Genomic DNA, 23,246 nt, shown 5'->3' on the forward strand with positions numbered 1-23,246 from the left:
GCAGAGGGATCAGCCATATCCAGATAGGCATCCCCAAACCGTTCCCGGTTCATCTCCATCAGATTTTTATTGCAGTCAATTGCAAATTTCCCAAGCCTGCTTCCGTTTCTGATTTTTTCGATTTCTTCAGGATTCAGCATGCTGTCACCAAGGCATGCATCCCAGCCGACATATATGATTTCTTTTAGTCCCGATTCCGTTACTATTTTCGCTGCCTCCGCATCCTGCCAGATATTAAATTCCGCTGTGGGAGTGACATTGCCTGCGCCTAATCCTGCGGTACCCATAATTACGATACGGCCAGCTTTTTGCATGGCTTCATAATCCAAACGGATGGCAATGGCAAGATTGGTAAGAGGTCCCAGCGCTACAATATCAATTTCCCCAGGTTCGCTGTCTCTTAAACACTGCAGCATTTTTAAAATGCCGTTTCCTTCCTGAGCCTTTAATCTCTTGGGTACAAGTCCAATGTCTCCCATACCATCGTTTCCATGTGTTTCATGTGCATATACCAGCTCTTTTAAAAGCATTTTATCTGCGCCCTGATATACCGGCGGCTCGTAGGTCTCGGCATATTCAATGGTAGTCAGTGTATTTATGGTAGCCTGAACTGCATTTACATTTCCGGATACGGTTGAAATCATTACAATTTCATATGCCGGATCGTTCAGTGCCATGGCGATTGCCATTGCGTCATCTGATCCGCAGTCTGTGTCAATGATAATTTTTTTCTTCTGTTCCATAATTATGATCTCCTTATCTGTTTTTATTGTTGAATGATTCTTACTTTTTCTTTATCCTCTGTTGTAATCAGCTTTAAGACTGCTGCAGATGCAATGCAGACTGCCAGCATGATTAATGTAAATTTGAAAGAGAATCCGATTCCTAATTTGGAAATAACCATGCCTGTAATTACCGGTGTCAGGAAATCCGCGATGCCGCTGGCTGTTGCTACCAGGGAACTTGCCACGCTTACCCGTTTGGAATTAATGCGTGTTGCAATTGCCACGATGACGCTGAAAAGGACGCCCAGGAATAATCCGGTTATAAATAATCCGATAAAATAAAACTGTGTGGTATTTACAATCATGGAAACTGCAATAGCCGCAAAGGCTCCGGCACAGTTGATCAGCAGGACGGTCTGGCTTTTGATATATTTTAGTACCCATACAAATACAAACCCTCCGATTACACAGCCCACATTATACACGGTCAGCATAAATGCTCCGGATGCCTCCGAGCTTCCCATACTCTGTGCAAAGCTGGAAATATACAACCCCAGTGTACTGGATACAGCGCTGAACGCTGCAACTACGGTAAAGATACCGGCATAGGCAACCCAGGTTTTTTTCACATATAATGGTTCGATGTGTTCTTCTGAGCCTTCCCCCTGGACAGACTCTTCAATTCTGACAAAAGGAATGCACACCAGCATGACCAGGGCAACACCTGTCAGTACAAAATAGCACCAGTAGAACGGAAGCTTCCCGGTCAAAAGTACTCCGATTAAAAACGGTGTCACAAAGGTTCCAAGACCAAACAGCCCTTGCCCTCCACTCAGAGAGCTTGCATAATTTTTCTTAAATACAACACTTAATAATACAGGGCAGACGGCATCCTGAGTCCCCATGCCGACTCCGCCCAAAAATGCAAATACCATGCCGGCATAGAAATTAACAATTAACGGAATTCCCAGAAGGAAACTCGCTGTCAGGATGATGCCTGCTGCCAGAACCTTTATCGGTCCCAGTTTCTCTGTCATTCTTCCTGTGATATATACAGTAAGAACCCGCCCAAGTGCATATGCTGATCCCAGCAAAACGACCTTTTCCAATGTCATCCCATACATTTCAACCAGCTGGGGAAGACTGCTTCCTACAAGTACACAAGTAGCGCCTGTGAGAAAATACATGGCAAATGCCAAAAAACCAATCAGCTTATATCTCTTTTTCATCTCGCTGCTCCTTTGCTTTTGTTTTATAGTAGTTAAAGATATCCGGATATATTTTGTGGAATTACCACAAAACTTTTTCTAACTTGACATTAATTTACCACAGCTTTACAATATAAAAAATGACAAGTGTCAGTTTTTTTGAGATTTTGACGAAAAGAGGTATCATAACGATGATGTATAATACAGAACAGATATTGGAAATAATTTTGGAAAAGAAATATAATCAGCAGAATCCGTTAATCTCACTATCTGGAATGGCTTCCAAGGATGATCTGCTTGTTTTTGAAAAGAATGAAGCGATCGTGAGCCAGAAAGATCCGCTGGATTACTTTTACTTTCTGATCGGGGGCAGGGCATCTGTCTGGAATCAGATCTCATGGAATGACAATAATGTCATAGAATACCTGAGGCCGCTTGATATTCTGGGACTGGTAGAGTACCTGAATAATATTAATTATTATACTGCCTATGTACTGGCTGAATGCAGATGTGTTATTTACCGGATTCCGGTGAAACGTTTTATTCATATCATTCAGAATAACAGCAGGCTGTGCTATCAGACACTTACTGTGATGGGAAATATTACGGCTGCTAATATGGCATGTGCAGAAAAAGGAAATTTATTCACATCAAAGGATATTTTGGGGCACTACCTCTATTTACAGGCCTGCCATAAGCTTCCATATACATGTACGCTAACAAGGACCGTGCTTGCGGAAAGGCTGCACATGAATCTAAGAACACTGTACCGTGTCGTTTTTTCCTTGCAGGAAAATAATTATTTAAGTATTAGAAAGGGGAAAATAACCATCGAAAAAGAACATTTTGAACGGTTGTCCGAGAGGTATAGAGATATTATTATATAAGGCAGGTGGGAGTGAAAGAGACGCCTGTTCTGGTTGGCCTCCTTCTCTTGACCTGCACTATCTGTCATAAACTAGAGAGTGTTTTTAAATCCCACAAACCCAAACCGCAGCTGCCGGAAAGCATTTTTTAAACAGGGTCTAAAACATATGAATAGCTGAAAAATCCAATTGATTAAACAAAGTTCTGGTGGTTAAAATATTTTTTTCTATAATCATGGGATCCAGACCGGCTATTCGTATGGAAATGGTAGAGATCAGCTCAACGATGCGTTCAAAACGGTGATCAGTCTCCCGGAATTCTGCAAGCTGGTCCAGGAGGACTTTATGTGCGCCATATTCTGCGATTGCGCAGAGATAATAATCATCCGGATTCATGGCGGTATTTAATTTGTGCAGGGCTGATACCTGCAGGCTCCGTATACTGTCATGCAGCTCTTTGGGAGCCAGATTCAGTTTGCTGACTTCATAGTAAAATGCTTTTGTTTTCGGATCTTTAAAAATCTGTGTAAGTGCAATCTTCATCTGAAGAATATGAAATTGCAGTTCATTTTCAATGTGAGTTGGTACATGTGCATTTAATAACTGGTCAATGGATGAAAAATACTCCAAGTACAGTCTGGCTGCAAAGTCCGGTTTTTTATAATAGTAATTTACAAGTCCATGAGGAACATTTGCTGCATCCACGATCATACTGATGGTGGTATTTTTGTATCCATTTTCGTACATCAGTTCCTTCCCAACCTGGAAAATATGTTCCTGTGTTTGTATTCCTTTTGTATACTGCATAGAATCACCTGCCGCTTTTTTATCAGTTTATCATAAAAAACACTTGTAAGAATAGATAAAATTTTACAAAATAAATTAATTTCATTGTGGGATATAGACAAAATTTAGAATAAATGTTATAATGAAAATTGTATAGAAACAGAAAAATACAAAATTACATGCGGGTGTTTAGCGGAAGCGAAAAAAGGGATGGAGGTATTGCAATGAATGAGCAGGGAAAAAAGCTTGGAACGTATTTAAAAGTCTCCTATGGTCTGGCGGATTATGGTTTTATGTTTATGGTTACAATGTCAAACACTTTTTTACTAATGTTCTATACGGATTATGCGGGGATCACGGCGGCGGCGGCAGGTACGCTGATGATGGTAGGCAGGATTATAGACAGTATCAGTCCGCCAATTATCGGTGCGGCAATTGAAAAGAGTAATCTGCGCTGGGGAAAGTACAGATCATGGGTTCTGATCGGAGCTCCATTGATTTTGCTGCTGAATGGGATCATGTTTACGAATAATTCCATGGATATGATTCCTAAAGCAATTACAGCGTGCATCATTTATGCAGCATTTTGCATCTCTACGAATATTGCTTATACAGGTTATACCTCTTTAAGTTCTTCCCTTACAGATGACCCGAAGGAACGGGTACATTTGTCCACTTTCCGCGGACAGGGCGGTGCGATTGGTAAAATCTTTGCGGGATTTTTCATACTGCCCCTGATTGTATTTTTTGGTAACGGAAAAGAAAACGTTGCAGGGTTTACCTGGACAGCATTTCTGGTGGGTTTAATCTGCTTCTTATGCCATATGAATCTGATCTATGCCTCGAAGGGAAAAGATATTCAGAATAAGCCGGTAAAAGTAAGTACGGGCGGCCAGGAAAAATTGAAGGTAGGGCAGATGGTAAGCCTTGTGTTCCATGACAAGAATTTATTATTACTGTTCTTTGCTGATATTACCAGAATCTTAAGCCTTTTGATCACTTATGCCATGTTCCCTTATTTCTTCCAGTATGTAGCGAAAAATAAGGAAGCAACTTCAACATTTTTTGGTATTGTAAATATATTGGCACTGGTGGGTGCTACCAGCGTTCCGTTAATAACCAAATTTTTATCCAAGAAAAATGCTTATATGGCAGGAAATCTGATTTTATCCGTCTGTATGCTGATTTCAATCGTGTTTAGCAGCAATATTACTTTTATTATTATTATGATTTCAATCGGTTATCTGGGATATTCCTGGCCGAATGTTGTGAATATCAATATGTATGCGGATACCGTAGATTATTGTGAGTGGAAAACCGGGAGAAATGCCAGGGGTGTATATTTTTCCCTGTTTCAGTTGTCTATTAAAATAGCGGCAGTTTTCAGTACGGCAATTGCAGGATTCGGACTTTCCATGGTGGGGTATGTAGGCGGAACAGAACCAAGTACCCAGGTTGTAACAGGGATTCGTTTTATGGCAATGGGGCTTCCCGCAGCATTTTTGATTATCAGTACGGCGCTGATGTTCTTCTATACACTTACCCCGAAGAAGATGGATCAGGTAAGAGAAGAATTAATTGCGAGAAGAGCCAATGGCTGATTAGAGCGTGTATTAAAATTGCTTTCTGGCAGCTATGCGTCACACTTTATGGGAATGAATTTTCAAACAGGCTCTAAAGTAAAGCGGGTAAATGTAGATATCAATAGATAATAGACCGGATATGGCTGAAAGATCATTTGTAAATACCAAAGGAAAGGAGGAAAATGAAACAGCCGTTTGTAAAATAAAACTATTAACAGGTAATGACAGGAGGATCTCTATGAATAATACGGAGGAATTAAGAGCGGAACGAAATCAGATATTTCACGATGTATTTGATAATAAAATTCCAAAACGAGTACCGATTAAAGTAAATCTGGGCCTGGAAGTAATAGCGGGTTACGCAGGCATTGATGGTAAAGAAGCAATCTGGCATCCGGAACTATTAGAGAAAGCAGCAGACGAACTGTGCAGTATGGTTCCTTCGGATGTGTGCATGTATGGGGGCACAATCCGTATGCCCATCGCCTATCAGGCATTGGATTCCAACAATTTTAAAATGAACCGGGCAGGTCTAATGCAGCATCCGAATACAGTAGGACTGCTTCCGGAAGAATACGATGAATTTATAGAAAACCCTTATGACTGTATCATTGAAAAAGTACTTCCCAGAAATTACAGCGGGCTGGATTTCAAAAACAATCCGGGCAGATCAATGATGGCACTTTATCAAGGTCTGGCATCAAAGGATCGCTTTATGATGAAAAATGGAGCCATGATGGGTAAACTGATTCAAAAATATGGTTTGTATGGCATGAGTCCGGTATTTACGTCTATGTGCTATGCACCACTTGATATATTGACGGATAATATGCGAAGCTTAAGTGACATGTGCATGGATATCCGCAGAAGACCGGATAAGGTGCTGGATGCGGTAAACGCTGTATATGCGTTGAATTACAAAGCAGGGCTGCCAAAACAGATTTCCAATTATGGGCATGTCTTCTTCCCGCTTCATCTGGCAACTTACATGAAGGAAAAAGATTTTGTGAAATTATGGTGGGAACCATTCTTAAGGCAGGCTACCGATTATGCATCACTTGGGCTGCATATCAATGCATTTTGTGAGCATGACTGGATGCGTTATCTGGATTATTTGTATGAATTGCCTACGGATACTTATCTTTCCTTTGAAATGGGAGATGCAAAACTTGTAAAAGAAAAACTGGGTAATAAGCATATTATTTCCGGACTCTTCCCACTGGCATTGCTGCGGACAGGAACTAAACAGGAATGTATTGATCAGGTAAAAGAATTCCTGGATATTATGATGCCGGGTGGTAAGTTTATCTTTGGATTTGATAAGGGAGCACTTACATACAACGATATTAATCTGGAAAACCTCATTGCAGTATGTGAAACAGTGAGAGATTATGGTGTCTATCAGAATCCTGGCGGTCAGGCTGGTCTTCAGTTTCATAAGGAGGATTATGTTCATTCTGAACTGCCTCCGTTTGAAAGCAAATATTACCGCAGCTGGGAGCAGTATCTGGAGATGAACCCATATACGCCCGAAAGTGCTAAGGAAACAGTGATGGATCTGGAGGATGAAATACTGCGTTACGTTTATCTGCTGTGTGAGTAGAAGCGGAAGAAAAGCAATAACAGAGCGGGAATAACAGAGCGGGAATAATAGAACGGGATTAGGAGGTATGTTATGTTTGAATATGATAGTTTAAAAAATGCAATGGCCGATTTAGAGGAAGATCTTGTTCTGGAAATATTAGAACAGGTTATGGCGGATGGCGGTACAGAAGCTCCGGAGGCAATGAAGGCCTGCCAGGAAGGAATGAATGTGGTAGGAGAGCGGTTTGAATCCAATGAGTATTTTGTATCGGACCTTATCTTTTCCGGAGAGCTGATGACAGAAGCAATGGATATCATTAAGCCTGCACTAGCAGCATCTTCTTCTGAAAAAGCAGGTAGAATGATTTTATGTACGGTGGAAGGGGACCTGCATGATATTGGGAAAAATATCGTTAAGGCCATGCTGGAAGCCGGTGGATTTGAGGTGTTGGATCTGGGAATTGATGTAGGCGCGGATGAAATTATCCGCAGAATGAAAGAAGATAATATTCAGATCATCGGATTGAGCGGTGTACTGACCCTGGCAATTGATTCTATGAAAGCAGTTGTGGATGCACTGGAAAAAGAAGGGCTGAGAGATCAGGCAAAAGTAATCATCGGCGGTGCTCCGGTAACCGAAAAAGTATGTGATATTGTAGGTGCGGATGCCTGGGCGATAAATCCCGCAGATACAGTGAAGACCTGTACGGAGTGGGCGAAGGGTGCATAATTGTAAAGTTAAATAGGTTTCCGTAAACATCTCCCTGGTATTAGATAGAATACTGCCGGGGGGATGTTTTTATTTGATAATATTCTTCTATGGAATGAATTCCGATTACAAATTGATATTTCGATGAAGTGAAGGTTGACGAATATATGTTCGATCAACTATAATGAATAATAATAGGCAGTAATCGGTATACAGGCAAAACCGTATAATTCATCCAAAGGAGTAATCGATCATGGAGCAAATGACACTTTTTGATGACAGAGAAAAATATAATCCCCTGGCAAGCCGTCTGCGGCCGGAAAAACTGGAAGAGTTCCAGGGTCAGCGGCATTTACTGGGGGAAGGAAAAGTCCTGCGCAGGCTGATTGAACAGGATCAGGTATCTTCAATGATATTCTGGGGACCTCCTGGTGTTGGAAAAACCACGCTGGCACGTATTATCGCCGGCAGGACGAAAGCGGATTTTATTAATTTCAGTGCTGTGACCAGTGGGATCAAAGAGATTAAGGACGTGATGATCAAAGCTGAGAGCAGCCGCAAGATGGGGGTTCGTACTGTTTTATTTGTGGATGAAATCCATCGTTTTAACAAGGCACAGCAGGATGCATTTCTTCCTTACGTGGAACAGGGCAGCATCACGCTGATTGGTGCCACGACGGAAAATCCTTCGTTTGAAGTCAACGCCGCGCTGCTGTCCAGATGTAAAGTATTTGTCTTAAAAGGGCTGGAAGAAGCAGACCTGGTGCAGCTGCTGCAAAATGCGCTGAGCAATCCTATGGGATTTGGTAATCAGAAGATTGGGATTGAAGAACATCATTTACGGGCGATTGCCGGATTTGCCGATGGAGATGCCAGAACTGCCCTCAATACTTTGGAGATGGCGATTTTAAACGGTGAGGTAAGTGCAGAGCAGATTACGGTGACCAATCAGGTCTTGGAGCAGTGTATCACGAAGAAGTCGCTGCTGTACGATAAGTCAGGAGAAGAACACTACAATATTATATCAGCGCTCCATAAATCCATGCGCAACAGTGACCCGGATGCCGCGATTTACTGGATGATGAGGATGCTGGAAGGGGGAGAAAGTCCGCTATATATCGCAAGGCGTCTGGTTCGCTTCGCCAGCGAGGATATCGGAATGGCGGACAGTAATGCCCTGCAGGTGGCTGTGGCTGCTTATCAGGCATGTCATTTTAACGGAATGCCGGAGTGCGATGTGAATCTGACCCATGCTGTCATTTATCTTTCCATGGCACCCAAATCCAACAAAGTATATGCTGCATGTAATGCGGTGAAGAAAGACATCCGTGAGCTGCCTGCAGAGCCGGTACCGCTGCAGATCAGAAATGGTGTTACAGGTCTGATGAAAGATCTGAATTACGGGAAAGATTATGAGTATGCCCATGATACAGAGGAGAAACTGACGAGGATGCAGTGCCTGCCGGACAGCCTGAAGGATCGTACTTATTATGAGCCTACCGGGCAGGGAAAGGAAAAAGAGATCAAAGCACGGCTGGAGGAGATTAAGGAGTGGAAAAAGAAAAAATAGGATTGTCGTATCGTACCATAGTATTTATATCTGATCTGCACTTTGATTTTACCAATCAGGAATTTAATCCGGAAGCAGCAGACAGATGGAAGGAAGAGTTTTTATCCTTTATAAAAGAAAACTACGGAAATTGTCTGGTATGTCTGGCGGGTGATTACTTTAACAACTATAGAAAGACCCTGGATTTTATAAAGGAGCTGGAGAAGAATAAAATCAGGGGCTTTTGTGTTCTGGGAAATCATGACTTCTGGAGTGAGGGGCAGAAAAGCTATCAGGAGCTGATTGCTTTATTTGATACTGAAACAAAGGAAAACCAGTACTTCAGGCTGTTGATAACGGGCAGAAAATATTATGATGATGATCTCTGTGTTATTGGTGATACCGGATGGACAAGTTTCAGGCGAAGGGTGGGAGGGGACATTCCACTGGAGCAGTTTATGGAATTACCGGATGCGAGTATGGTAAAAGGATTTCTACCGGAACAGATCAAGGAATTTCATGGTAACTGGGTCGCGTTTGCAAATGAGGTCGTATCTACGGAAGAAAAGGTTTTGATTCTTACACATTTTCCCATGTTTGATTTCACCAGGGAAGACTCAGACTGCTGGTGGAGCTCGGTGACCGGTCTGAAGGCAGAAAACAGCTGGAACATTTTCGGTCATACCCATCATAAACAGATACATTGTTACAATAACGTTTCCTATCAGATTGGCTATTCAAATAAATCAGCAGAACAAGCGGCGGGTGAAAGCCGTTATTCAACCGAGCTGTTTGGCAGGTTGGAGAGAATCTCCGGCAGCAGCGGTATTGCATTAGCGAAAGAAAGCATGATATCCGCTTTCTTTTCACCGATTACCGTCACGGATACCATAAGGGATATTGCAGTAGTTACCCAGATAAAAAGCCGTGGTTTTAAAAGATGTGCGGCAAATAAAAAGAATTTTGCAGCACTGGCGAATGACCGAAGCAGTTACCTGAAACAAGTCTTGGAAATTTTGAATGGCTGCCTGGAGGGGTATTATTGTGACTATGTTGTGACAGAACGGTTATCGAAGTACATTGTTGAGTCTGTATTTGCTTCTATTGCGGTTTTGGAGGAAAATGATTTTAGCGATATCAGGGCGTTCGTTACCGCGGCTGTTATAACCGGGTACGTCTATAATAATGTGCCGCATATGATAGAAGATATGCGTCCGCTGGATGACTATGATGTAATTCGATTCTGGCTGATGTTTCTAACGATTAAAAAATATAATATCGGTATGACAGATATTCATTCGGTAAGAAAAGATAAGAGCAATTATATCCCGTTTCAGAATGTTGATATTTATTTGCCGGCAGTTAATAATATGGTTATGCCGGCAGAGGAAGTATTGCAGCTTATGCAGAAAAATGATCTGGGGACGGATGGATTTTATTTAGATAATATATTAGCTATTACTTGATAAAATCATCCAAATGAGATAAAATATTAGCTATGAATATATATAATTTCAATCAAAAATCACCTGGAGAAATTGATAAACTTATTGCGGAAAGAATACGCAGAATCCGAAGGAGGAGAAAAATATCACAGAAAAAATTGAGTGAAAAATCAGGAGTAAGCTTAGGGTCTGTGAAGCGGTTTGAGCAAGAAGGGGAAATATCATTAATTTCTTTAACGAAAATAGCGATGGCACTTGAAATTCATGGAGAACTTGAAAATTTATTTGATGAAGTTCCGTTTTTATCCATTGAGGAGATTATAAATGAAGGAAATTAAAAAGCTGAAAGTTTTTTATCACGGTAGAAAAGTTGGGACTATGGCTTTATATAAAGGGAAGCTTGCCGCTTTTGAGTACGATAAAGAATGGGTTGCAGATGGATTTTCCATCAGTCCGTTTTCACTGCCTTTGGAGCAAAAGGTATTTATACCTAAAATGGAGCCGTTTGATGGAATTTATGGTATTTTTGCAGATAGTCTACCGGATGGTTGGGGACGGTTGCTGGTAGATCGACTGATGTTGAAGAGTCGTATTAATCCTTACGAAGTAGGGAATTTAAATCGTCTTGGAATTGTTGGAAACTCAGGGATGGGAGCTTTAATATATGAGCCAGACTATCACTTTTACTTAGATAAACCATGTTTGGATCTTGACAAAATTGCAGAAGAATGCAGCAAGATATTAAAAACACAATACTCAGAAAATCTGGATGACCTATTTCAAATGGGGGGCTCGTCCGGAGGGGCAAGGCCAGTCGGAAAGCAATTTACAATCAAAAAATTGCTTCCCGGCTTTTTTCGTCTTTAAATTCCCCCTCTCCGCAAAATAAGATAAATAATCCAACCCATTTGATAAAAATGAACATTGAATATTTCCGCCCATAAAATATACTTAAACTATTATCAGAAAGCGAGGGTTTTCGTACAGCAATGTTAAAAACTTTGAGCAGTGCTGTGGAAGCAACGTGGGGTGTGCAGATGGCAGGTATGATTTCAAATACGCTAGTTCAGCAGAATCTGCCATCAACAAAATGGAGAGGAGATTACAATGAGGAAAAAGCAGGTTTTATGGAAAAAGTTGTTAAGCGGTTTTTTTGCTGTTACGATGGTTCTTGGCAGCGTGGCGCCAATGCAGGCAGGGGCAGAAGAGTCCGGAAAACAGTAAGAGGCAGAAAAGACATTACTTTATTTCGTGGATGCGGGCGACCATGATGTGACGACAGTTTCAGCGGGGGATGAATTCGGGGCATGGAATACGGTAACCGATCAGGTCTTTGGGGAAGACCCGGGGACAGGTAAAATGTGGGGGATTGACGATCCTGGCGGAGAAGTGTCCAATGAGACATATCCGGATACAGGCGTTTATACCAAATATACCTGGGCGAATGAACGATGACGGAAGATGGATTATCGAAGGACCTGACATTCCGATATGGAAGAAATCAGAATGAAAGTGGATTCCAGGAGTTGTATGTGGATTATAAATTTGAGCTTCAGGCAGGAAAAACCTATGACGTGGAAGTAGGAGTGGGGAATAACTGGGGGAATTCCAGCCCTGTGGAAGTTTATGCCAACAGAGGGGAATCTACTGAGCAGCAGATCGGAAGCAGCGGAGATATTTCAAAGCAGGGCAACGCTGTAGTAAAAGGTGAAGCAACGGCAGACGAGGATGGTTATCTCAGTATAGACGTGCGCAAATTTGACGAAGTAAAAGGGAAGACGATTAATCTGAACTGGATTCGCATTTATACCAGTGATTCTGTGCAGGATGAGGATCTGGAACTTCAGTTGAAATTTGACGGTACCGTTTCGGATACTTCGGGAAAAGATCTTCCCATTGCAGTGACCGGTACTGAAAATTACATAGAGGGAATGAATGGCAACGCGCTCCAGTTAGATGGCAAGACCTATCTGAATCTTGGGAACAGTGCATCCCTGCAGCCGTCTATGCTGACCGCGGCGTTCTGGATTAAAGCGCCGGAGAGCCTTGGCAAGGGAGAGCATATGATTATGTGGGCTAAGCCAAATGGCAATTATGCAGGAGAAGGATGGTATCTCTCCAGTCTGAGTGACACTGTGCCGCTGAAGCTGTCTGTTGGAACTTCAGTAGGCGGGGGACAGCCTATGGAGATATCTGTAGAGGATAGCAGAGATCTATTCTTTCCGACGGGTGAATGGGTATATGTAACCGTTACTTATGACAGTGAGGCAGGAGAAGCCTGCATCTACCGCAATGGAGTTGCACAGGAAGTCACATACAATAGCAAGGGAAATAAAATTAACGGTAATGACACAGACATCAAATATCTGGGCTTTAATTCACCAAAGTATAACGGAGGGTTTGCAAAACTGGCATTTGATGACTTTGAAATCTACAGCCGCTGTTCGGATGCTGAAGAAGTTTCAGCATTGTACCACCGCTACGGCGGGATTTATACCGATGAAGAAATCGTAGATAAGGATATGGCATTGTTAAATCCATTTGGAAATACGGATACACTGGTTCATGATGTAACCCTTCCGGCTGCAGGAAGAAATGGAAGTATCATTACATGGAGCAGCAGCAGGGAAGAGGTGATCTCCAGCCAGGGCCAGGTGGTGCGTCCAGATCCCGGAGAAGAAGACGCCCAGGTAATCTTAACAGCGTCTGTCACTTCCGGGGAAGTGACGAAGACAAAGGAATTTACCCTGCTTGTTCCGGCGTTGACAGAAAATCAGCTGTATGTAAGCTACGATATGACAGTACAGGACGGAATGCTGGTAGACAGGCTGGGCAGGTGTAATGCGCCCCTGGTTGGAATGAATGAAAGTAATGTAATAACCGGTGAAAATGGGGAGAAGCAACTAAACTTTACGGGAAATAAAAACCAGTATGTCAAGATTCCTTCCGGCATTATGGAAGACGGAGATGAAAGTATCACGATAGAAATGAAATTCAATACATCACAGATGGACTTCGCATGGGTCTATAATCTGGGGACGAAAGACACTAACAACTATGTATTTCTGAACCCCATCAGAGCCGGCGGGGAAGTTGCCTTTACTTTAAAAGCAAGTGGAAAAAGCGAACAGTCAGTTAATATCGGCGGTGCTGTTAAACCGGGAGAAGATACAACGGCTACTATGGTATTCAGCGAGGACCAGACTGCGAAACTGTATCTGAACGGCAAGCTGACCGGAACGACTAAGCACGGATATAATCTGACGGACATTTTGAAAAACGGTGTAAAAAATTCTGCTGATGCCATTGGATATATGGGCCTGTCCCTCTATGGAAACGATCCGGGATACATCGGAACCATTTCTTATTTTGATGTCTATAATTATGCGATGAGCGATCAGGAAGTGTGGCAGAATTATGCAGATAAAAATCTGGACATGACAGATGAGGACCGGATTACAGAAGACCATAAGGCGTTAAAGTTAACAGAAGGTGAGCTTACCAAAGCTTCTTTGGAATTACCAGTCATGGGACTGAATGGAAGCAGCATACTGTGGGAAAGCAGCAATACGGATGTGATTGCCACAGATGGTACGGTGAACAGGCCGCAGGCAGGAGAAAAGGATACAGAAGTAATCTTAAAGGCTACGCTGACACTTGGCAATCTTACGAAAAATAAATCGTTCCGCTTTCTTGTTCTGGCTGAAACGGATATCACAGGAATTGAAGATTTTCCATTAGGAGCGGTAGATGTAACAAATGATTATTATGACCTGGTTACAGAAAAGGATATTGCATTTTTAAAAGAGTTCGATGCGGACAGGCTGTTGTCCAGATTCCGTGAGACTGCAGGATTAAGTACCCAGAATATACAGCCCTACATTGGTTGGGAAGACAGCTATATTGGTGGACATACCCTGGGACATTATCTCACTGCATGTGCACAGGCATATCTGACTGCTGACAAGGAAGAAGACAGAACCTGGATGAAAGACCGTCTTGCCTACTTAATTCAGGAACTGGAGAAATGCCAGGATGCACTAGGCACCGGTTTTATATTTGGTGCCAAGATTGAGGACCGGAATAATATTGAAAAACAGTTTGATATTATGGAAGGAAAAACAGGAGGATCCAACTGGGTTCCTTGGTATACCATGCATAAAATTCTGGCAGGTCTGGTAGACGTTTATAAATTCACCGGCGACGAAAAGGCACTGAAGACGGCATCATCTCTTGGAGACTGGATTTACAACAGAACCAGCAAATGGGATACAGCCACACAGCGCAGGGTGCTGAATATTGAATATGGCGGAATGAATGACTGTCTGTATGAACTTTATAAAAGTACAGGTAAAGAAGAACATGCCATCGCAGCCCATATGTTTGATGAAGACACCTTATTTGAAAATGTGTTGGCAGAAACACCGAATATCCTCAATGGAAAGCACGCCAATACTACAATTCCAAAATTCCTGGGGGCATTAAACCGCTACCGCGCGCTGGATGGGAAGACAATCAACGGAGAAAAACAGGATGCAACGCGCTATCTGGAATACGCAGAAGCATTCTGGGATATGGTAATTGAAAGACATACCTATATTACAGGCGGCAACAGTGAGTGGGAACACTTCGGCGCAGACAATATCCTGGATGCAGAGAGAACTCAGTGTAATTGTGAGACTTGCAACACTTACAATATGCTTAAAATGACCAGAGAATTATTCAAGATCACCGGAAATAAAAAATACTCCGATTATTATGAAAACACGTTCCTCAATGCTATAATGTCATCCATAAATCCGGAAACGGGCATGACCACTTATTTCCAGCCTATGGCATCAGGATATTTTAAAGTATACGCAGATACCAACATCAATAACAATCAGTTCTGGTGCTGTACCGGAAGCGGAATGGAGAATTTTACAAAGCTTGGAGACAGTATTTATTTCTATAAAGATCATACCCTTTTTGTGAATCAGTATTTAAGCTCAGAGCTGACCTGGGATGAGCAGAATATAAAACTGACCCAGAATACATCTATCCCGGAAACGGATACATCGGAATTTATGGTTTCCTTATTAAATGGAGCAGAGCAGGCAACGGTGAACTTACGCCTGGCAGTACCTTCCTGGGTTGCTGGGACACCGGTTGTAAAAGTAAATGGAGCATACCAGAAAGTTGAGACAGCGGGGGGATATATTTGCATAGACAGAGACTGGAAAGACGGAGATACCGTGAGTGTGCAGCTTCCTATGGAAGTAAGGGCATACACCCTGCCGGACAATGACCGGGTATATGGTTTTAAATACGGACCGGTAGTATTAAGTGCAGAACTTGGTACAGATGATAAAATGGATCTGACCACCTGCGGCGTGGCTGTTTCCATTCCCAGGACCAAAGTAGTCGGTCAGGAATCTGCCAGCCCTAAAGACGGAAAAAGAGCAGTTCTTGGAACAGAGACCATTGATATCAACGATTATACCGTAGATGATTTTATGGAAAATATCAATCAGCATCTGGTTAAGACGGTAGGAGAAGACGGCAGACTGGCATTTAAGCTGGAAGGAACGGACCATGATCTGACCTTCTCGACCCATTATCTGCAGCATACACAGCGCTATGGAATTTACTGGTATTTCACCGGAGCGGACAGCAGTGCAGAAGACCAGCAGGCAGTTATTCTGAAACAAAAAGAAGAAGGCCGTGCAAATCAGGCTAAAATAGATGTAATCAAGGCAGGATACGGACAATACGAAAACGACAATATTCATCAGCTGGATGACAACAATGGAGCAGGTTCTGTGGGCGGAAGTGATGAAGCGTTAAATGGCATGACTACCCGTTATGCGAAACCGGGAGGATTCTTCACCTACCGGATGATCGTTAACAAAGAGAAGACAAACTACATTTTATGTAATTTAGCAAAAATTGATAATGGAAAAACACTGAAGATTACAGCAGGGGATCAGGTTATTTATCAGGAAAAGTTAAATTATACCGGAAAAGATGCTGTCTATGAACTGAAGATTGAGATTCCGGAAGATGCCGTAAAAAAAGCACAGTCTATTACGGTAGATGACACGGCAACCGGAACTCAGAAAACTTACAACGTAGTATCCCTGAAATTCGAAGGCGCATCAAATGAGACTTCAGCACGTTTAGTGGAAGAAATGTATATTTCAACCAGCTACAGCAAGAATGCATATCTGGTATCTCTGACACCAAATGTGGGAACCGTGGAAATGAAGGAAGACAGCTGCCTGATTACCGTGCCGACAGAGACACAGGAGGTTGGGCTTACTGCAAAGCTGGCAGATACCTATGGATTGCTTTACGTAAATGACATCCTTGTGAATGATTCTGCCGTACAGAAAATTGCCTTGGAAGGAGATATAACATCGGCAGCGCTGCGGGTATATGCAGAAGACCATGAGACTTATCAGGATTATGCAGTTACCATTGAAAGAAAAGATATTGCAGAAGAAGTACTGGTAAGCCAGATTCTCACCGGATGGAGCCAGAAAACTATGCTCACAGGAGAAAGTATCCTGATCGATGCGAAAGTTCTGCCTGAAAATGCAGCAAATAAGAACCTGAAATATCAGTCCGGCAACGAAAAAGTTGCAGTGGTAACCGGTAATAAAATAACGGCTGCAGCACCTGGAACTGCAGTAATAACTGTCTCAGCAACCGATGGTTCCGGCGTGAAGGCATCCTTGTCCGTGACGGTAAAAGCTCCTGCACCAAAGCCGGTTCCGGTTCAGAGCATTTCCCTGAACCCCGCAGCGAAAACAATTACCGTAGGAGAAAGCTTTGCTCTTCAGGCGCAGATTTCACCTGGAGATGCCAGCAATAAAAATGTAACTTTCACTTCTTCCAATACCAGGGCAGTTGCGGTAAACGGAAATCAGGTTGTGGCAAAAGAGCCTGGTCAAGCGGTGGTCACTGTGACAGCACAGGATGGATCAGGCGTAAAGGCATTCATGACGGTAACCGTTAAACTCGCGGTACCTGGGAAAGTAAAAGCAGTTCAGTCAGGTGCAGCAAAAGTAAAAGTTAGCTGGAGTAAATCGTCTAAAGCAGTAAAATACAATGTATACCGTTCCACAAAAGCAAAGAGCGGGTACCGCAAAATCAAGACGGTTACGTCCTCTTCTTATACAGACCGAAAAGTAACTGCCGGAAAAACTTATTATTATAAAGTGCAGGCGGTGGCATCCTCGGGTTCATACAATAGTGCAAACAGTGCAGCCGTGAAAGCATCTCTGCTGAAAGTGCCGTCCATAAAAGTGAAGTCCGTGAAAAAGGGCAGAATGGATATCAGCTGGAAGAAAATAAGCGGTGCATCCGGCTATGAGATTTATGTTTCTGCTGATCAGTCAAAAGGTTATAAGAAAAAAGCGGTAGTGAAGAAACAGAAAACAGTGAAGACTTCCGTAAAGGGACTAAAGAGCAAAAAGAAATACTACGTAAAAATCAGGGCTTACCGCACGGTTGATAAAAAGAAAGTATACGGATCATATTCTAAAATAAAAGGGATTACAATTAAATAGTTCATAAAAAAAGGATTTTAATCCCGAAATTATTTTCGGGGTTAAAATTCTTTTTCTAAAGTCATTTATGTGTATACGATAAAAAATCCCACTTTATTCATAAGAAATCCTGTTTCTTTTTCTATTTATTTTTGCGTTACTATAAATAGAAAAAACGATTCAGCAGGTCTGGAATTTAGAGCCTGTTTGAAAATTCATTCCCGCCATCTGCCAGAAAGTAATTTTCAAACATGCTTTAGGGCATACAGAACAGTTATGAGAATATTAATCAAAAGCAAAAGTAGGGAGAAGAAAGATGATTAAGGTATTTTTAGTAGAAGATGAAATTTTAATTCGAAACGGAATCAAAAAAGGCATTCAATGGGAGAGGGAAGGGCTTTCTTTTGTTGGGGAAGCATCGGATGGGGAATTGGCTTATCCCATGATCTTGAAAACGAAACCGGATATTCTGATCACAGATATAAAAATGCCCTTCATGGACGGCTTCGAACTGAGTAAGGCTGTTCTTCGGGAACTGCCGGAAATAAAAGTAATTATATTAAGTGGTTACGGAGAATTTGGTTATGCCCAGGAAGCGATTAAAATGGGGGTGCAGGAGTATCTGCTAAAGCCGATATCTTCAAAAAGACTGCTGGTGGCAATTAAAGAAGTGGCGGAAATTATTGATAAAGAGCGTGAGGAACGTATGCTCCTGGAAAAGTATTCAAAAGAAATGGAGGAAAATGTCAGAAGAAATATTCAGTGCTTTTTCACTATGCTTGTAACGGAACAGGTACCAATGTCGGCAGCCCTGGAGCAGGGACGTCAGCTGGGAATGGAACTAAGTGCGGAAAAATATAATATGATCCTGTTTAAAATACGGAAAAGAGACCATGAGGCAGAGTACTCCGAAGGAGTAGTGGAAGTTCTGGAACAAATTCAGCAATATGTAGATACCCAAAACCATGTATTTGTATATGAAAGGGGTGCAGAAGGAGTGGCATTTCTGATAAAAGGGGACAGCAGTGAAGAATTAAATGAGAAAATAGCAAAATTTTGTAAGTATCTGATAAAGCTGATCGAAGGCTATGATAATCTGGAATACTATGCAGGAGTGGGGAAGATGGTATCCAGGCTTCGTGAACTGAGAGATTGTTATAATGAGGCGGACAAGGTATTTTCAAGCCGCTTTGTGGAAAACTGGAACCGGGTGGTGTATCAGGGCAACTATCTGCCCGGGGCAGTGGCAGATATCGATATATATAATGTTTATTCTGTTGAGGACTCCAGAAAAATGATTCGTCAGTTTTTGAGAAATGGCACTTTAGATGAGGTTCCAAGTTTTATCAAGGGGTATTTTGGAAAGAACAGCCAGGACAACCTGAGATCATTAATGATGCGCCAGTACATCTGTATGGACATTTATTTCAGCGTGATTGCATTCGGAGAAGAGATCCAGCTGAGCAAAGAAGAACTGATCGAAAACTGTGGGGAAATCAGAGGACTGACGGACCATATAGCCGGTCTGGATTCTACAAAACAATACATCCGTGAGCTGCTTGAGAATGTTCTGCTGTTAAGAGACAGTGCATCTGGTCGCAAATATTCAGATATTCTGCTTAAGGCAAAGTCTTATATTACCGAAAATTATATGCAGGAAGATATGTCACTAAACAGGCTGGCATCCCATGTAAATATGAGTCCCAGCTATTTCAGCTCTGTTTTCAGCCAGGAATCAGGTATGACATTCGTAGAATATCTGACCGAAGTGCGCATGGATAAGGCAAAAGAACTATTAATGTGCTCCAATCAAAAGACATCTGAAATCGGGTATCAGGTTGGCTATAAAGATTCCCACTATTTTAATTACATATTTAAAAAAACCCAAAAATGTTCACCGAAAGAGTACAGGCTCAGAGGGAAAAAAATTCCAGATATCAGAGCGTGTTTGTGATTCTTTGATTACGCTCTGGTTCACTTCTAAAAATTTCGAACATTTAAAAAAAATATCTTACAAAATGCCTTTCCAGATTTAATAATACAAAAAATACATTACAAATCGCAAAAGTCCGTCCGTATAAAATTTTTTTGAAATAGATTATGATAAAGATGCTTAAAGAAATCAACTTTTTAAAATCTAAGGAGGATTTATTAATGAAAAGAAAAGTAATCAGCGTTTTACTCTGTACAGCAATGGTAGCAACAATGGCAGCAGGATGTGGAAGCAGTGCAAAAGAGACAGAAGCGGCAGCGACTGCAGCAGCAACAGATGCAGCTACAGAAGCACCGGCAGCAACTGAGGCAGCAACGACAGAAGCAGCAGCGGCAACAGAAGCAGCAGATACTACAGACGGCGGATCAGATGAAGGCGGCAATATCACCGTTGGTTTTTCTCAGGTTGGTGCTGAATCTGACTGGCGTACAGCAAACTCAGAATCTATGAAATCAACATTCAGCAAAGACAACGGATATGAACTGATCTTTGATGATGCACAGCAAAAACAGGAAAATCAGATTACGGCAATCCGTAACTTTATCCAGCAGGAAGTAGATTATATTGTATTGGCACCAGTAACAGAAACAGGATGGGATACCGTTCTTCAGGAAGCAAAAGATGCAGCGATTCCGGTAATCATTGTTGACCGTATGGTAGATGTATCCGATGACAGCCTGTATACCGCATGGGTAGGATCTAACTTCGAATTAGAAGGTAAAAAAGCAAGCGCATGGTTAAAAGCTTATGCAGATGCAAAAGGTATGAAAGAAATTAATATCGTAGATATCCAGGGAACAATCGGTGCTTCTGCACAGATCGGACGTACAAAAGGACTTGCTGATGCAGTGGAAGCAAATGGCTGGAATCTGCTGGCAGCTCAGACAGGTGAATTTACTCAGGCAAAAGGACAGGAAGTTATGGAGTCCATGCTGAAACAGTACGACAACATCAATGTGGTATATTGTGAAAATGATAATGAAGCATTTGGAGCAATTGATGCAATTGAAGCAGCTGGTAAGACAGTAGGCGTTGACGGTGATATTCTGGTAATGTCCTTTGACTCTACAAATGCTGGTCTTACAGACACTTTATCCGGCAAAATCGTTTGTAATACAGAATGTAACCCATTACACGGACCACGTGTTGAAGAAATCATTCAGAAACTGGAAGCAGGAGAAAGTGTAGAAAAAGAACAGTATGTAGATGAAGAAATTTTTGCAAATCCAAGCGAAGTTACATCTATTAATGTAGACGGAACCGATTATCCGGTTACTGTTATGACCCAGGAAGTGCTTGACAGCCGTGCATACTAAAAAAATTAAATTGCAGATTTGAAACCAGTGCTGCACCAGTCGGCACTAGAATCGGCACAGGGCGTGGCAGAATAATTCGGTAGACCGATAAGCTGCTGCGCCTTTATTCCCGCGAGCAACGAGCCAAACGGACACGCTGGCGCGTCCATTTGGCGACTGCCGCGAGGGTTGCTGAACGTCCAGTGGACGTTCGTTTAGCAACGACCGGAGCGGAAGCGGAGAACAAAAACCCCGCTACTTCCAGCGGGGTTTTTGACTTTTGGAAGTTCCTAAGCAGCAGTCGTGTAAAACAGTAATAGGAAAGCAGGTGTAGAGGAAGAATGAAGCAGAATGAAGTTTTGACTATGCGTGGCATCTATAAAACTTTTCCAGGCGTAAAAGCATTGCAGAATGTTGATTTTACATTGAGAACCGGAGAAATCCATGCACTGATGGGTGAAAATGGAGCCGGTAAATCAACCTTAATTAAAGTATTGACAGGTGTATACGAATTTGATGAGGGAGAGGTTAAGATGGAGGGCAAGCCGGTCAAAAACCACTCTCCCCAGGATGCACAGAATAACGGGATCAGCACGGTATACCAGGAGGTAAACCTCTGTCCCAATTTATCCGTAGCGGAAAATCTTTTCATTGGAAGAGAACCCAGAAAAATGGGACTCATCGATTGGAAGAAGATGAACCAGATGTCAGGCAAGCTGTTGGAGAGTCTGGACATCCAGGTATCCCCCACACAGAAACTGGAAGAATGTTCGATTGCAATCCAGCAGATGATTGCCATTGCCCGTGCAGTAGATATGAAATGCCGTGTACTCATATTGGATGAACCCACATCCTCACTGGATGATGATGAAGTTGAAAAGCTTTTTGTATTAATGAAAAAGCTGAGAGGCGAAGGGGTGGGTATCGTATTTGTAACACATTTTCTGGAGCAGGTTTATGCTGTTTGTGACCGCATTACCGTTCTGCGTAATGGAGAATTGGTGGGAGAATACGAGATTAAGGATCTTCCAAGGGTAATGCTGGTAGCAAAGATGATGGGAAAAGATTTTGATGATCTGGCTGATATCAAAGGGGACAGAGAAGCTTCAAAAGCTAAAGAAGGGGTGCCGGTTATCAGTACGGAGAAGCTTGGACACACCGGAACAATAAAACCATTTGATATTGATATACATAAGGGTGAAGTAATCGGACTTACCGGCCTGCTGGGATCGGGAAGATCGGAACTGGTAAGGGCGATCTATGGTGCGGATAAAGCGGATTGTGGAAAACTCATGGTAAATGGAAAAGAAGTGAAGATCCACGCGCCGATAGATGCGATGAAGCTGGGTATGGCATACCTGCCGGAAGACCGGAAAAAAGAAGGAATTATTGCAGATTTATCGGTGCGGGAAAATATCATTATTGCCCTTCAGGCTAAGCGGGGGATGTTCAAGCCAATGAGCCGCAAGGAGATGGAAGAAGCCGCAGATAAGTATATTGAGATGCTTCAGGTTAAAACAGCCAGCCGTGAAACTCCAATTAAGAGTCTTTCAGGCGGTAACCAGCAGAAGGTAATTATCGGCAGATGGCTGCTGACTAATCCGGAATATCTGATTCTGGATGAGCCTACCAGGGGAATTGATATCGGAACAAAGACCGAGATTCAGAAACTGGTACTGAAACTGGCCGATGAAGGAATGGCGGTAACCTTTATTTCTTCGGAAGTAGAAGAAATGATCCGTACCTGTTCCCGCATGGGCGTACTCCGGGATGGGAAAAAAGTAGGCGAGATCAGCGGAGATGAAATGACACAGGAAGGTATTATGAAAGCAATTGCAGGAGGTGAGGAATAACATGAAACAGAAAATGGACTTTAAAAAAATAACTAAGATGCGTCTGTTCAAGCCGATTGTATGTCTGCAGGTAGTATTGCTTGTAAATGTAATTACAACCCCCAGCTACTTAAAAATT

The 23,246-nt window shown here is 42.3% G+C and carries 16 protein-coding genes; 13 read left to right on the forward strand and 3 right to left on the reverse strand.

The window, feature by feature from the left end:
- Both ACH2DQ_RS01670 and ACH2DQ_RS01675 read right to left on the reverse strand, forming a co-directional pair.
- A partial coding sequence (locus ACH2DQ_RS01670; protein WP_395025252.1) for a nucleoside hydrolase occupies positions 1 to 743 on the reverse strand: 743 nt, incomplete at its 3' end.
- Positions 744 to 766: 23 nt separating this feature from the next.
- Positions 767 to 1,954: an MFS transporter gene (locus tag ACH2DQ_RS01675; protein ID WP_394911665.1), complete on the reverse strand. Its 1,188-nt coding sequence runs from the start codon at positions 1,952 to 1,954 to the stop codon at positions 767 to 769.
- Between the two features lie 170 nt (positions 1,955 to 2,124).
- On the opposite strand from ACH2DQ_RS01675, the gene ACH2DQ_RS01680 reads away from it, so the two are divergent.
- The gene (locus ACH2DQ_RS01680; protein ID WP_394911664.1) at positions 2,125 to 2,820 is read left to right on the forward strand and encodes a Crp/Fnr family transcriptional regulator; all 696 of its coding nucleotides are present in this window, start codon (positions 2,125 to 2,127) and stop codon (positions 2,818 to 2,820) included.
- Between the two features lie 138 nt (positions 2,821 to 2,958).
- Here ACH2DQ_RS01680 and ACH2DQ_RS01685 read toward each other — a convergent pair whose 3' ends face one another.
- Positions 2,959 to 3,606, reverse strand: coding sequence for a TetR/AcrR family transcriptional regulator (locus ACH2DQ_RS01685; RefSeq protein ID WP_394911663.1), 648 nt, complete (start codon positions 3,604 to 3,606; stop codon positions 2,959 to 2,961).
- 203 nt (positions 3,607 to 3,809) lie between these two features.
- On the opposite strand from ACH2DQ_RS01685, the gene ACH2DQ_RS01690 reads away from it, so the two are divergent.
- From ACH2DQ_RS01690 to ACH2DQ_RS01745, 12 genes are all read left to right on the forward strand, one after another.
- A complete protein-coding gene (locus ACH2DQ_RS01690) occupies positions 3,810 to 5,186 on the forward strand; it encodes an MFS transporter (RefSeq protein ID WP_394911662.1) in 1,377 nt (458 codons plus the stop codon).
- A gap of 220 nt (positions 5,187 to 5,406) precedes the next feature.
- The gene (locus ACH2DQ_RS01695; RefSeq protein WP_394911661.1) at positions 5,407 to 6,771 is read left to right on the forward strand and encodes a hypothetical protein; all 1,365 of its coding nucleotides are present in this window, start codon (positions 5,407 to 5,409) and stop codon (positions 6,769 to 6,771) included.
- 72 nt (positions 6,772 to 6,843) lie between these two features.
- The gene (locus tag ACH2DQ_RS01700) at positions 6,844 to 7,482 is read left to right on the forward strand and encodes a B12-binding domain-containing protein (RefSeq protein ID WP_394911660.1); all 639 of its coding nucleotides are present in this window, start codon (positions 6,844 to 6,846) and stop codon (positions 7,480 to 7,482) included.
- Between the two features lie 232 nt (positions 7,483 to 7,714).
- Positions 7,715 to 9,031: a replication-associated recombination protein A gene (locus ACH2DQ_RS01705; RefSeq protein WP_394911659.1), complete on the forward strand. Its 1,317-nt coding sequence runs from the start codon at positions 7,715 to 7,717 to the stop codon at positions 9,029 to 9,031.
- Positions 9,013 to 10,476: a metallophosphoesterase gene (locus tag ACH2DQ_RS01710; RefSeq protein ID WP_394911658.1), complete on the forward strand. Its 1,464-nt coding sequence runs from the start codon at positions 9,013 to 9,015 to the stop codon at positions 10,474 to 10,476. Before ACH2DQ_RS01705 ends, ACH2DQ_RS01710 begins: the two co-directional genes overlap by 19 nt.
- Positions 10,477 to 10,508: 32 nt before the next feature.
- Positions 10,509 to 10,793 carry a helix-turn-helix domain-containing protein gene (locus ACH2DQ_RS01715; protein ID WP_394911657.1) on the forward strand — a complete coding sequence of 95 codons (285 nt, stop codon included), beginning with the start codon at positions 10,509 to 10,511 and terminating at the stop codon, positions 10,791 to 10,793.
- Complete coding sequence (locus tag ACH2DQ_RS01720; protein ID WP_394911656.1) at positions 10,780 to 11,322, forward strand: type II toxin-antitoxin system HipA family toxin; 543 nt, start codon at positions 10,780 to 10,782, stop codon at positions 11,320 to 11,322. The genes ACH2DQ_RS01715 and ACH2DQ_RS01720 overlap by 14 nt, the downstream gene beginning before the upstream one ends.
- Positions 11,323 to 11,727: 405 nt before the next feature.
- The gene (locus tag ACH2DQ_RS01725; protein ID WP_395025258.1) at positions 11,728 to 11,910 is read left to right on the forward strand and encodes a hypothetical protein; all 183 of its coding nucleotides are present in this window, start codon (positions 11,728 to 11,730) and stop codon (positions 11,908 to 11,910) included.
- Positions 11,907 to 18,008: a beta-L-arabinofuranosidase domain-containing protein gene (locus ACH2DQ_RS01730; protein WP_394911654.1), complete on the forward strand. Its 6,102-nt coding sequence runs from the start codon at positions 11,907 to 11,909 to the stop codon at positions 18,006 to 18,008. Before ACH2DQ_RS01725 ends, ACH2DQ_RS01730 begins: the two co-directional genes overlap by 4 nt.
- A 295-nt stretch (positions 18,009 to 18,303) precedes the next feature.
- Positions 18,304 to 19,941 (forward strand): response regulator, encoded by a 1,638-nt coding sequence (locus ACH2DQ_RS01735; protein ID WP_394911653.1) that lies wholly within the window; start codon positions 18,304 to 18,306, stop codon positions 19,939 to 19,941.
- A gap of 200 nt (positions 19,942 to 20,141) precedes the next feature.
- A complete protein-coding gene (locus ACH2DQ_RS01740; protein WP_394911652.1) occupies positions 20,142 to 21,296 on the forward strand; it encodes an ABC transporter substrate-binding protein in 1,155 nt (384 codons plus the stop codon).
- 320 nt (positions 21,297 to 21,616) lie between these two features.
- A complete protein-coding gene (locus ACH2DQ_RS01745) occupies positions 21,617 to 23,128 on the forward strand; it encodes a sugar ABC transporter ATP-binding protein (protein WP_394911651.1) in 1,512 nt (503 codons plus the stop codon).
- Positions 23,129 to 23,246 lie beyond the last annotated feature (118 nt).

Source organism: Robinsoniella sp. (assembly GCF_034124845.1).